This window comes from Paenibacillus sp. FSL R5-0636 (assembly GCF_037974255.1).
Lineage (GTDB): Bacteria > Bacillota > Bacilli > Paenibacillales > Paenibacillaceae > Paenibacillus_AQ > Paenibacillus_AQ odorifer.
Window position 1 is genome coordinate 2,163,404 of the sequence record NZ_CP150232.1, and the last position, 12,916, is coordinate 2,176,319.

Genomic DNA, 12,916 nt, shown 5'->3' on the forward strand with positions numbered 1-12,916 from the left:
TATGTTATGGATTGGAACGTTTTGTTTTTCTTACATATGATCGGAACCTTGGCACTTGGCTTCTACCTTGTGCTACCCTTCATCCTAGGACGTGCAGAGAAACTGTCGTCTGGGGCTAAAGAAGGAACGTTAAGTGCAGTAACCGGATTTAATCGTTTTGCGCAGTATGGATTGGTGATCCAACTCCTTACAGGCGGTTACATGATGACCAAAGGTGATTATTCAGTAGCGTGGATGATTATTGTTGTTGTGTTACTGCTAGCGATGTTTGCGCTTGGCGGTATTATGAGCAAGCCTTTGCGTCTTGCAGCAGCTGGAATTCGTGAGAACCGCGACGTTAGCGCAGAGACTGGCAAATTGCGCACACTTAGTGCACTGCTTACGGTGTCATTGCTATTGATGGTATTCTTCATGGTGTTTAACGACATAGTTTAATTTACAGCGAATTATACCCGCCTCCGTAATGGAGAGCGGGTTTTTCGTATGTTCCGGTAATTTATCTTCATAAACGTTAATCCCTGATAGGATTAGTATAAGATTTCGGCCGGTAGTTTAAGGGAGAAACACCCGTCCATCGCTTGAATTGTCGGCTGAAGTGGCTCTGGGAAGCAAACCCGAGTTGTTCAGAAATCATCTGTATTTTTAAATCGGTATGAAGCAGTAAATGTTTTGACTTCTTTAATCTTAGGTTAGTTATGTACTGCCTAGGAGATATCTTATACACCTTTGTAAACAACTTATGGCACTGCACCCGACTTAAGCAAAGCTGCTCAGCAATCAAATTAACCGTGAGCTCCGGTAAATGAATATTGGCTGCAATATATTTTTCGATCTGATGAGCAGTTTCCACCTCGTACAAAGAGTTTGCTTGTCTCGCTGTGTTGGAATTCTCTGAATTCGAGAGCTGTACATCAATGAGTTCAGTCAAAATCATCAGAATGATCGCTTGCAAACGAAGCCTTTCTTTTACAAGGATCATTTCTTCAATTTCCTCGGGAAATCCAGTGGATGCAGTCGTGGCGAGAATATTGTTCTTAATAAATTCATCCAAATGTTCCAACTGGTGATTTAATCCCGAACGCTGCATTTGTTGGTTATTCCATTTCTGTACAGCCTGAGATTGAAACCATTCACGAAACTTTAAATCGTCAATATCGAAATGAAAGGAGAGGTAGATATAGTTGCTCAGGCCTGAATTAACTACATAATGACGTAAGCCAGGCGGAATGATTAACCAATCCCCTTTACCAAAGGCGATGGAGCTTCCTTCTACATATTGATGGGAGTTGCCATCGTAGCAATACAATAGTTCGAAGATTTTGTGATGATGATCAGGGTATGCCCACCCAGGTTCTGCTACACGATAATGAACACCGATCAGCTGCAGTGTACTTATAATGTTCGGAAAGCTGACTTTGTAAGCGATAGGAGTTCTCCTCCTTAGGATCAATAGGGATGTTCTTAATTATATCAAGGATACCTATACATATGACCGTTTTGCAGTGTGAGCCGTTGATCAATTCCAAGTTTTACGTTACAAAAGGTCAAAAAAAAGAATGAAATCATCATTTGAATCACTTTAGAGAAAAGGGATAATGGAGGAACCTAGGTAAGTACTTCGAGAAACGGAAGGAAGTGTAATGCAGTGAGAAAGCTGTGTAGGGATATACTAATCTTATCTTCTTTACTTATGGCTTCATTGACTCTTACTCACGGTATAACAGAGGCAGCCCTTATTAAAGATGGGGTAGAGGGGCAACCTCCAATCCAAATTGCAAACGCATACAAGTTCAATTTTACAAACCAAGTTAAAACAGGGTATCAATCCGTTAGGTATGATCCTAATCGCGGTGCGCAATTGTATGACTCATCATTAGGTTATGGTTTTGTCCAAGAGACCAACGCTTTACCCGCTAGAGAAGTGCATACCGATTCAATTACATCCGATGGAACAGGTTTTTTCATCACAGAATCTTATTTTTTTGCTGAACCTAAATCTGAAAAGGATAATTATAATAACTACGGCATGGCGTTTCGAATGGATGCTTCCCCTGGAACCTACAACGTATATGTAAAAACGACTTCTGACGCAGAGGATGGGATCGTGTCAGTATCAGGGATGCAGACCAGCCGCTTGTTGAAAAGTGGACATTGGGACTCGGCAAAGCTTGTACCCGTCAAGCATACGGCTGTAGCCAAAGGGAAAGAGTGGACTTATACGTATGTAAACGGCCGTGACCATATAGATATTGAGATTGAACCGAACAAAGTGAACACAGCTGTAGGGATTGAGGAGATCATACTGGAACCGATTTTGCCACAGCATAGAGCAGCTGGAGCTCTTCCGAATTTATTTATACTTGGAGATTCCACGGTCAAGTCCTACACCTTCGACGAAGCGCCAATGAGTGGTTGGGGCCAGATTATTGGCAGTATGTTTAATCAACATAAAGTGAGTGTAACTAACTATTCCATGGGAGGACGCTCGTTTAAAAATGCCTATACAGAAGGTCGACTTAACGACATTTTACTGAGTGGCAGCATTGGGGATTATGTGTTTATTCAATTCGGACACAATGATGAGAGTGCAGATGAGTTCAGACGTTACGGCAGAGGTTCGACTGAGGCAATGTATGAAAACTACCTTAAAGAAGTTTATCTCCCTGCGATCCAAGCCCGGGGCATGATACCAGTACTGGTAACGCCAATGTCCAGAATTAAAGGGAATGCAAGTCCGGGATATATCTATGAGAATTCTTTTAAATCAAGAAAGTTTGTAGATATTCTTAAACGGGTTGCAGATGAATCTGGAGTTACACTTATTGACCTTAACTCGGAAAGTCTGAAATATTATAACGAGATCGGAGTAGAAGCGATAACAGCCCTCTTCATGTCAATTGAAGCCGGAGAAACGCCAGGCAAAACAAATGACGGAAGTTACGCTAACGGGCATCCTTCAAAGAAAATCGATGGGACTCATTTTAAAGAAGCGCTCGCCAAACAATTTTCGCGGATGATTGTTACGGAGCTTGTAGAGAAAGGTGCTACTGGCGATTCTACTGCTGCCTCCATTACTGCTTATCTTAAAGGGAACGTTAAGCATGCGGCACTAACAGGCAACTGGGATAAGGTTTTTCCGGAAATAACTAATGATACGACGACCGGGGAAGCTGCTTATTACCGCAATCAAATTGAAAAATTAATCCAGCTGGGAGTAATGGGCAAAGACCGTCAAGGGAATTTTAAGCCAGATACGGAGATGACAGTTGCTGAATTCACACGCAGTATTTCTAAGTTAATGAAAGTGGAAAGATCAGATCTTGCCTATTATCCGAAAGGTAAGCTGTCACGTGAAACGATGGGTGCTATTCTCTATGATGTTTACCAAGTAAAGTTTGCTAATAAACCTAAGTACATGACTGATTATAACGGCACAGCAGTAGTGCCAGGAGATCCTGGTTATGATTTCAATCTGGATCCAGGAGCTAGAGGAGCGATGTACTATCCACTTGTATCCTGGCAGCAGCTGGTTGATACGGCGGACATTTCTCCCTTTTTAATTTCAAAAGTGAAAAGTGCTTATGAATTAGGGCTTATTAGATCTGAAGTGGGGATTGCTAGAGGTCAAATGGTCAATGGGACAGAACTAGAACCTAAAGCCATAGTGACCCGGGAGAAAGCAGCTAAGGCTCTTTATTTTATGTGGGTACTGGAACATGAAGTGAATGCAGAAAATCATGTTTCTTCTTTGAAATAGTTAGGGTGAACAATTCAAGGCACAGCAGCGGTGCTGTGCCTTTTTGTATGCAGTGAAGTCCTCTCCACTTACAGCAGTTTACATCCACGGTTGTTTATTTCTACTTGCATTGTGGTAAGTAAGATTCGTAAAGCGATTTAAGAAAATGACAAACCCAGCGTATAAACATGCATTGTTGTGCCATCCTAAGATGATCAGTTAACTATCAATTTGCTTAACGAGAGGAGATAGGGAAGATGTCAGGCAATAATAAACAAGCTACAAAAACCTTACCCCCACAGGAGCAGCATCATCAGCCAGGGATTGAGAGTGAAATGACGCCGCTGCCCAAATACGAGCCGGCAAATTATAAAGCAGCAGGTAAACTGCAAGACAAGGCGGCGTTGATTACCGGTGGAGACAGCGGAATTGGGCGTGCAGTTGCTGTGCTTTTTGCTAAAGAAGGTGCTGATGTGGTCATTTCATATCTTAATGAACACTCAGATGCAGAGGAAACTAAACGTCAGGTCGAGCAGGAAGGCCGCAAATGTATCCTAATTCCAGGTGATATCGGTGACGAGAAATTCTGTAAGGATCTTATTAAACAGACGGTAGAGGGCTTAGGAAAGCTTGATATTCTCATCAATAACGCGGCGGAGCAACATCCGCAAGCTAAGATCGAGGATATTACTTCCGAGCAGCTAGAGCGTACTTTCCGTACGAATATATTTGCGATGTTCTATTTAACAAAAGCAGCTATGCCTCATTTAAAAGCAGGATCTACAATTATAAATACAACTTCAATTACCGCTTATCGCGGAAGCCCGCAGCTGCTGGACTATTCATCAACTAAAGGAGCTATCCTGAGTTTCACACGATCTTTGTCCACGAATCTGGCGGAGAAGGGCATACGGGTAAACGGTGTAGCACCAGGTCCAATCTGGACACCGCTAATTCCCTCTACCTTTGATGCGAAGCAGGTTAGCGAGTTTGGAGGCACGCAGCCTATGAAACGGCCTGGACAACCAGAGGAGCTGGCGCCAGCCTATGTATATCTTGCCTCTGACGATTCCAGTTATGTGACTGGACAGGTTATTCATGTAAATGGTGGCGAGGTAGTAAACGGTTAGATTAGTACAGCTAATGTGAATAAATGGGTGTATTTCAATAAAAAAATATGTTACTATAAACCACGTTAGCATTTAAAATTGTATATTTATGTCACTAGGGGTGCCGTTTGGCTGAGACGGAATGGATTTCCGGACCCTTTGAACCTGATCTGGTTAAGACCAGCGTAGGGAAGTGGAGAACGAATTTCTGTTGTCGGGCTATTTGTAGTACCGTCTATTTACAGATTCTGACTGCCTTCCTTACGGGGGCAGTTTTTTTGTTTTTTACTGACCTACAGGGAAGTGAGAGAGAGGAGATCGCGAGTGGTACAAGCTGAGATCCATCTAATATCAGACGGCAAGCAGCAGTTGAGACAATTTGTTGAACTGGCTGTCACGGTGCAGACATGGGTCGATTATATTCACTTAAGAGAGAAGCAATGTCCAGCACGCGAACTGCTCTCTGCGGCACAGGAGCTGTTGGCTGCCGGTATACCCGCTACCAAACTGATAATCAATGACCGGATCGATGTAGCATTGGCAGCTGGTGCCGCGGGTGTTCAGTTGGCTGGGCACAGTCTGAGCCCGGTTACAGCCCGGCGAATTGCACCTCAGCTTTGGCTGGGGAGATCGGTTCATTCTCCGGAAGAAGCGGCGAATGCTTCAGAGCAGGGAGCTGATTATTGCTTGTTTGGCCATGTATTTCCCTCGGCGAGCAAGCTAGGGCTGCCCGCACGTGGGTTAGAGCTGCTTGCAGAAACGGTGAAGACTAGCTCTATTCCTGTAATTGCGATTGGCGGAATTGGTCCCGCTAATGCGGCACAGATCATTAGGCAAGGCGCGGCAGGAATTGCTGTGATGTCCGGTATTTGCGGAGCGGATGATCCTTATGAGGCCGCCAAAGCTATTCATAAGGCGGTTCATTCATAGCCGGGAGGTAAAAGCATAGGCGAAGGGGGTGATTCAGAATGAGACTGTTGATTAACGGGAAATCCGCAGAGTGTTCTGGTGGTGTTCAAACTATAGCTGATTTGATCAGTCTTCCTGAGTGGTCGGGTCGTCTGATGATCATTGAGCTGAATGGAGAAATTGTCAGTAAGGAGAATTATGAAAGTACTGCTCTGAGCGAGGATGATCGTTTGGAACTGGTGCACTTTGTTGGTGGGGGTTGAGATGGAGCGGTATAGAATTTTGAGAAATTTATAAGAACCAAAGGGAGGTAATTTCATGCATGACCCGTTACATATTGGAGGCATCGGATTAACTAGTAGATTATTTATCGGAACCGGAAAATATAGCCGGAATGCTCTGATCCCCGAAGTGATCGCAAGCTCTGGTTCTCAGGTGATTACTGTAGCGCTTCGCCGAGTGGACCCGGAAGGTGGAGCAGAAAATATCATGAACCACATTCCCGGCCACATGACTCTTCTGCCTAATACCTCAGGAGCGCGTACAGCGGAAGAGGCAGTCCGTATTGCAAGATTAGCAAGAGCTGCAGGTCTGGGGAACTGGGTGAAGATCGAAGTGATCAATGATCAAAAATACCTGCTTCCAGATAATCTGGAGACCATACGAGCTACAGAGATTCTAGCGGCGGAGGGTTTTGTAGTACTGCCATATATGAGTCCGGACCTTTCGGCTGCTTTACGTCTGAGAGATGCCGGTGCTGCTGCTGTGATGCCGCTTGGTGCGCCGATCGGGACGAATCGCGGCCTGCGCACCAAGGAGCTTGTGCGTATTCTTATTGAAGAAGTGAATTTGCCGATTATTGTAGATGCCGGAATTGGCAAGCCCTCGGAAGCGGCGGAAGCAATGGAGATGGGGGCCGCTGCTGTTCTGCTTAATACGGCTATCGCAACGGCACGTAATCCGCTCGTCATGGCGGAAGCGTTCCGCGAGGCGATATCCGCTGGCCGCAAAGCTTATTTGGCAGGACTCGGTCCTGTAGAAGAAGTTGCTTTTGCTTCGTCACCGTTGACTGGATTTCTGAACTGAATTTGATAGGTTCACGAAAGGAGGGAGAATTAGCATGAGCTTTTTTGACACACTGGCCCGCTTGGAGCAGTATCCTTATGAGCAGCTGTGGAAGGAGTTCCGGGAGGATGACGTTAAGCGGGCGCTTGGAAAAGACAAGCTGAACGAAAATGATTTGCTGGCATTGCTCTCTCCGGCAGCAACGCCGCTGCTAGAGGAGATGGCGCAAGCTGCTCAGCGACTGACCCGTGCACATTTTGGTTATTCGATGCAGCTGTTCACACCGATGTATCTTGCCGATTTTTGTGTGAATCATTGTACCTACTGCAGCTTCAGCTCCATTTATGATTTTCCGCGTAAAAAGCTGTCCTTGGAGGAGGTTCGCAGGGAGGCTGAGAAGATTGCAGCTACAGGTCTGCGGCATATCCTCATTTTGACTGGTGAATCGCGCCGGGAGAATCCTGTCTCATATATTAAGGATTGTGTAGTTGTACTTAGAGAATTTTTTTCCTCCGTCAGTATTGAGATAAATCCTCTATCGACTGCAGAATATAAAGAGCTTCTTCAAGCAGGGGTGGATGGACTAACACTATACCAAGAGGTTTACCACCAGGAGACTTACAAAAAGCTGCATGTTAAAGGGCCTAAAAGAAACTACCGGAATCGCCTGGATGCACCTGAACGCGGCTGTCAGGCAGGTTTTCGTTCTGTGAATATTGGTACGTTGCTCGGGATGTACGATTGGCGGCAAGAGGCATTCCAAAGTGCCATGCATGCCCGCTATCTACAGGATCGGTATCCAGATTGCGAGATCAGCCTGTCACCCCCACGGTTTCGGCCTTATTTAGGGGAATTTAACCCAGAGTGCGATGTTACCGATCGATCACTAGTGCAGATTATTTTGGCATACCGGTTATTTTTACCCCGTTCGGGCATTACTTTATCTACAAGAGAGCCTGCCTCTCTACGCGATCATTTAATTCATCTAGGAATAACTAAGATGTCAGCCGGGGTCACAACTGAGGTGGGCGGTCACACTAATGCAGGGGGAACTCCGCAATTCGAAATATCCGATAGCCGCAGTGTGCAGGAGATTACGGAAATGCTATATACGAAGGGTTTGCAGCCGATTTTTAAAGACTGGGATATCCTGACTGAATCAGTAACGTAACGCTTGTATTTTTATTATTAATCACTAAAGGGACCCCTGCGAGATTCATGCGGAGGTCCTTTTTTCTATTGTGTAGATGGTGTTTAGTTTCCAGCAGAGAGCTCATCGAGAGACATTTCGAAGCTCGGTGCCATATGAGTCAGAAAATAATCCACTTCCTGCAGGCCAAGCCCACGAAGTTTTGCTGCTGTCTGCTCCTTCGCGGCGGCAAATTCTCGGTTGCCTGCAGCAACCTCCCATACGCATTTCAAATAAGCATCCAGCCGATCAGCGGCTTTCACATAGCTGTGCAGCAGAATGTCCTCCGAATCGGGAGGGCTGTCTTCCGGTCGTATGAGCTGAGTGTAGATGCTTTTTAGCTCTGATGGAATCATTCCAGTTAAGCGATCAGCTGCAACTTTTTCCATTTCGCGGAAGCTGGTGAGCAAGCGAGGATTGTTGTATTTTACCGGCGTGGCAATGTCGCCTGTGAATACTTCGCTGGCATCATGGAAAAGAGCTATGGTTGCTGCTCGTTCCGCGTTTAATGAACGCCCGAAATGTACATTACCAATGGAACAGAGCATATGTGTGAGCAATGCAACATGAAAAGAATGCTCAGCGACGTTCTCCGGTGCGGTGCTGCGCATCAAGCTCCAGCGCTGAATATACTGAAGACGATATAGATAGGCAGAAAAATGGTAGCTCAATTTTAAAGTAACCCCTTTCATGCGGTGCTAGGTATGATATTATTATACTAATTGTATCAAACTTTAGATAACCTGGAACTGCCGAGAGGAGCTTGAATGAAGATGCAGCATTTTGAAGACAGTATTTATAACCTTATCGAAGAAACTTCCACGAATTTGCCGGGAGATGTACGCCGGGCAGTTGCAAAAGGTCGCGCGCTGGAAGACAGGGCTACCCGGTCCGGTCTTGCTTTAACCACGATTGCGCAAAATATCGGAATGGCTGAGCAGCAAGTGTCTCCGATCTGTCAGGATACGGGAATGCCTACATTTATCATTCACACCCCTGTGGGAATCAATCAGATTGAGATGAAAAAAGATATTCATAATGCCATTGTACGAGCGACCAAGAATGGTAAACTTCGTCCCAATTCTGTAGATTCATTGACAGGTGAGAATAGCGGAGATAACTTGGGTGCAGGTACACCAGTCATTCATTTCGAACAATGGGAAGAGGATAAAATAGACGTTAGACTTATTCTGAAGGGTGGAGGCTGCGAGAATAAAAATATTCAATACAGTCTCCCGGCAGAATTAGAAGGACTCGGCAAAGCGGGTCGGGATCTGGACGGAATCCGTAAATGTATTTTACACGCGGTATATCAGGCGCAGGGACAAGGCTGTAGTGCCGGTTTTATTGGCGTGGGTATCGGTGGTGACCGTACGACTGGCTACGAGCTGGCTAAGAAGCAGTTGTTCCGCAAAGTGGAGGATGTTAATCCGATAGAAGACCTTAGCAAGCTGGAAGACTATATTATGGAGAATGCTAACAAGCTTGGAATTGGCACGATGGGTTTTGGTGGTGAGGTATCGCTGCTGGGCTGTAAGGTTGGCGTTATGAATCGTCTGCCAGCTAGCTTTTTCGTATCCGTTGCTTATAACTGTTGGGCCTTCCGCCGCCAAGGGGTGCTGGTTGATCCATCAACTGGCAATATAGAGGATTGGTTATATGAGAGCGGCACAGGGATATCTGTAGATGATGAAGGAGCACATGAATCTGAAGCGGTAATTGCTGAGGGAGCTAACAGCCCAGCCTCTGAGTCGCGGGAAGTACGTCTTACAACGCCGGTAAGTGAAGAGGATATCCGTAGTCTGCGTGTTGGAGACGTGGTTATTTTATCCGGTGAAATGCATACAGGCCGTGATGCTCTGCACAAATATTTAATGGATCATGAATCTCCGGTAGATCTGGAAGGGGCTGTGATTTATCATTGTGGTCCTGTGATGATGAAAGATGAGGAAGGCTGGCATGTAAAAGCTGCGGGCCCAACTACGAGCATTCGTGAAGAGCCTTATCAAGGCGATATCATCAAAAAATTTGGAATCCGTGCAGTCATCGGAAAAGGTGGTATGGGTCCAAAAACGTTAAAAGCCTTACAGGAGCACGGCGGGGTATACCTCAATGCGATTGGTGGAGCCGCCCAGTATTATGCAGAGTGCATCAAGAAGGTCAACGCTGTTGATTTTATGGAATTTGGTATTCCTGAGGCAATGTGGCATCTCGACGTGGAGGGTTTTGCAGCGATTGTGACGATGGATGCTCACGGCAACAGTCTGCATGCGGATGTGGAAAAAGATTCTGCAGCTAAATTGACTCAATTCAAGGAGCCAGTGTTTAAATAAATGGGGTTACAACCGGTGGATAAGTCATGAGGAGGGCAGATTCTCTGAATGGCTTTTCCATGGGTTTTAATCAAATTATAAGGATTTATATGTTCCAGACTATAAATTATCCTTAAGGAACGCCGAAGGCGTTTTTGCCTGTCTAAAGGAGGACAACGAATGGCACCACATTATATTAGAAATGGTTTTCTTAACGTTACGCCGTATTTTATTGCGGAAGATGCAGACCAATTGATAGATTTTGTTGTGCACTGCTTTGATGCCAAAATTATTGATATGCTGCGAAACGATGAGGGAAGGATTAGGCATGCCGAGGTCAGAATCGGTGATTCCATCATTGAGATTTCTGAAGCGAATGAAAAGTATTCACCGGTACAGCTTGCCATTCATCTTTATGTAAGAAATGTTGATGAGACCTACCGCAAGTGCCTGGATGCCGGGGCCTCTATTATTGAAGAACCACTGGATAAGTCCTATGGAGAAAGAGGAGCAGGGGTTAGAGACCGTCAGGGTAATCAGTGGTTTCTTGCCACCCGTACAGAATAAACTCATGTGTTTTTACAAAAGTAATACAAAGTAACAGTCCAGAGTTAATCAACTCGGGCTGTTATTTTTATATAATTTACTCTGGGGGGCTTTTGTCACGGTCATAGTCGTACTGGTATTTTGGAGAAAATGAAGTTAGGATAAAAGATACAATGATAAAGGGAGAGGCACATTTCAGATGAAACCGTTTCGCGCTCGTCTTACGTTTATACTTATGGCCTTAATCGGTATTTCCATGATTGGTACTGGATTTACGATGGCTCATCTGTTTAAGAGCTCCCATATAACTGCTCTGGAAGAGAATATGTCCCGGGAAATAAGTTTGCTCTCAGGCACACTGGAATTTGTAGATATGAATTCTTCAAATGCGATCCCGTATTACACTGAACAGGCGGAGCATATTTCTAAACTTTTAGATTCTCGGATAACGTTTATTACAAAGTCGGGTAAAGTAATTGGCGATTCTGAGAAAAACCCCTTGGAAATGGACAACCACTCCAATCGTGAAGAAGAGATAGGGGCTGCGAAAGAGGGAACTGGACGGGCAATCCGTTACAGCGAAACTCTAAAGCATGAGATGTTATATGTGGCTGGAAAGGTAACTTCTGATCAAGGATTTGACGGCTATATTCGGGTCTCAATGGGACTTGATGCTGTAACGCAAGGTCTTAAGCATGCATGGATGATTATGGCTGCAGGTCTAATTATCTTGTTCTTGTCAGCAACGATTGTGAGCTATAAAGTAGCTTCAAGCATGACTTCCCCGTTGGAGCAAATCACAAGAGTCGCCCGGCGGATTACCGATCTGGATTATGATGCCAGAGTTCATTTGAAGCGTAAAGATGAAGTTGGACAGCTGGCTACAGCGATTAATGCGATGGCAGACAGTCTTCAAGACCAGCTCAAGACGATTCGTGATAATGAGGATCTGCTGCAAAGCGTGCTGGATAATATGACTGGCGGCATCATAATGATCAATGCGGAAGAAGAGATTGCGCTGCTCAATCGGGCTTCAGAGCGAATGCTTGATGTCAGCAACAGTGAAATGGCGGGTCATTCGTACAAAGAGTTAAAACGGCATTATGAGCTAACCCGTCTGCTTGAAGAAGGGGTATTAAGCCGGGAGCCGATTCATGAAGAGCGAAGTATTTATAACCCAAGAGAGCGAATTGTACGGATGGACGCGGTTCCGATGATCCAGGATGGTACGTACAGAGGTATGCTTTTCCTATTGCAAGAGGTTACGGAAATTCGCCGTTTGGAGCGGATGCGCAGTGAATTTGTCGCTAACGTATCGCATGAACTAAAGACTCCGGTTGCAGCGGTCAAAGGGTTTGCCGAGACCTTACTGGGAGGCGGAGTTAAAGATGAGAAGACGGCGAGATCCTTCCTGCAAATTATATATGATGAGAATGAGCGTTTAAATCGCTTGATTGGAGATATTCTGGAATTATCTAAAATCGAATCTAAACGGGTGCAGCTCGATTGCTCACCGGTTCATATCATTGAATTCTTTGATTCCGTGCTGGGAACCATCAGTAAAGTCGCTGAGAAGAAAAACATTAGTCTTAATGTAGAGGTTCCTGAGGAGCTGTTCATTGAGGCGGATGAGGATAAGCTGCGTCAAATCTTTATGAATCTTTTCTCTAATGCGATTAATTACACACATGAAGGCGGAAACGTAAAGGTCTACGTTAAGAGTCTACTGAAACCAGACGGCTCCGAAAATGTTCAATTTACTGTTAGCGATACGGGTATGGGGATTCCTAAAAAAGATCTGCCGCGTATTTTTGAACGTTTTTACCGTGTGGATAAGGCAAGATCCAGAAGCTCCGGTGGAACGGGATTGGGGCTGTCTATTGTGAAGCATTTGGTAGATATGCACCATGGAGTGATTTCAGTTGAAAGTGATCTGGGAATCGGCAGTTCCTTTGTGATTGAATTGCCTTTGCTGCAGGAAGAAAAGACCGATTAGATTTTTGTAAATTCACTTTTTCAATTTTACACTAAGTTAACATTACGGTGATAT

Annotated in this window: 12 protein-coding genes and 1 riboswitch; of the genes, 10 read left to right on the forward strand and 2 right to left on the reverse strand. The window is 45.0% G+C overall.

The window, feature by feature from the left end; all coding sequences use genetic code 11:
• The first annotated feature begins 6 nt into the window (after positions 1–6).
• A complete protein-coding gene (locus MKX34_RS09360) occupies positions 7–435 on the forward strand; it encodes a hypothetical protein (RefSeq protein ID WP_036678923.1) in 429 nt (142 codons plus the stop codon).
• Positions 436–511: 76 nt separating this feature from the next.
• Here the strand turns inward: MKX34_RS09360 and MKX34_RS09365 are convergent, their stop codons facing one another.
• On the reverse strand, positions 512–1,450 hold the full coding sequence (locus tag MKX34_RS09365) for an AraC family transcriptional regulator (RefSeq protein WP_076100100.1): 939 nt from the start codon (positions 1,448–1,450) through the stop codon (positions 512–514).
• A 240-nt stretch (positions 1,451–1,690) separates the two neighbouring features.
• Between MKX34_RS09365 and MKX34_RS09370 the strand changes: the two genes are divergently transcribed.
• The 6 genes from MKX34_RS09370 to thiH all read left to right on the forward strand — a co-directional run bounded on the left by MKX34_RS09370 (position 1,691) and on the right by thiH (position 7,990).
• Positions 1,691–3,757, forward strand: a complete 2,067-nt coding sequence (locus MKX34_RS09370) for a GDSL-type esterase/lipase family protein (RefSeq protein ID WP_339204845.1) — start codon at positions 1,691–1,693, stop codon at positions 3,755–3,757.
• Positions 3,758–3,993: 236 nt separating this feature from the next.
• Entirely contained in the window at positions 3,994–4,866 is an 873-nt protein-coding gene (locus MKX34_RS09375; RefSeq protein ID WP_038569678.1) for an SDR family oxidoreductase, read from the forward strand.
• An 86-nt stretch (positions 4,867–4,952) separates the two neighbouring features.
• A riboswitch (TPP riboswitch) is annotated at positions 4,953–5,054 on the forward strand.
• A 115-nt stretch (positions 5,055–5,169) separates the two neighbouring features.
• Entirely contained in the window at positions 5,170–5,775 is a 606-nt protein-coding gene (locus MKX34_RS09380) for a thiamine phosphate synthase (protein WP_076275053.1), read from the forward strand.
• 38 nt (positions 5,776–5,813) lie between these two features.
• Complete coding sequence (gene thiS / locus MKX34_RS09385; RefSeq protein ID WP_076296041.1) at positions 5,814–6,017, forward strand: sulfur carrier protein ThiS; 204 nt, start codon at positions 5,814–5,816, stop codon at positions 6,015–6,017.
• 55 nt (positions 6,018–6,072) lie between these two features.
• Positions 6,073–6,840 (forward strand): thiazole synthase, encoded by a 768-nt coding sequence (locus MKX34_RS09390; protein WP_076104074.1) that lies wholly within the window; start codon positions 6,073–6,075, stop codon positions 6,838–6,840.
• A gap of 34 nt (positions 6,841–6,874) precedes the next feature.
• Entirely contained in the window at positions 6,875–7,990 is a 1,116-nt protein-coding gene (gene thiH, locus MKX34_RS09395; RefSeq protein WP_076100108.1) for a 2-iminoacetate synthase ThiH, read from the forward strand.
• Positions 7,991–8,073: 83 nt separating this feature from the next.
• Here thiH and yfbR read toward each other — a convergent pair whose 3' ends face one another.
• Positions 8,074–8,679: a 5'-deoxynucleotidase gene (gene yfbR / locus MKX34_RS09400; protein WP_094901415.1), complete on the reverse strand. Its 606-nt coding sequence runs from the start codon at positions 8,677–8,679 to the stop codon at positions 8,074–8,076.
• A 102-nt stretch (positions 8,680–8,781) separates the two neighbouring features.
• Between yfbR and MKX34_RS09405 the strand changes: the two genes are divergently transcribed.
• From MKX34_RS09405 to MKX34_RS09415, 3 genes are all read left to right on the forward strand, one after another.
• Complete coding sequence (locus MKX34_RS09405; RefSeq protein ID WP_076296109.1) at positions 8,782–10,341, forward strand: fumarate hydratase; 1,560 nt, start codon at positions 8,782–8,784, stop codon at positions 10,339–10,341.
• Between the two features lie 159 nt (positions 10,342–10,500).
• Positions 10,501–10,887 carry a VOC family protein gene (locus tag MKX34_RS09410; protein WP_076124919.1) on the forward strand — a complete coding sequence of 129 codons (387 nt, stop codon included), beginning with the start codon at positions 10,501–10,503 and terminating at the stop codon, positions 10,885–10,887.
• 178 nt (positions 10,888–11,065) lie between these two features.
• On the forward strand, positions 11,066–12,862 hold the full coding sequence (locus tag MKX34_RS09415) for an ATP-binding protein (protein ID WP_036678948.1): 1,797 nt from the start codon (positions 11,066–11,068) through the stop codon (positions 12,860–12,862).
• Positions 12,863–12,916 lie beyond the last annotated feature (54 nt).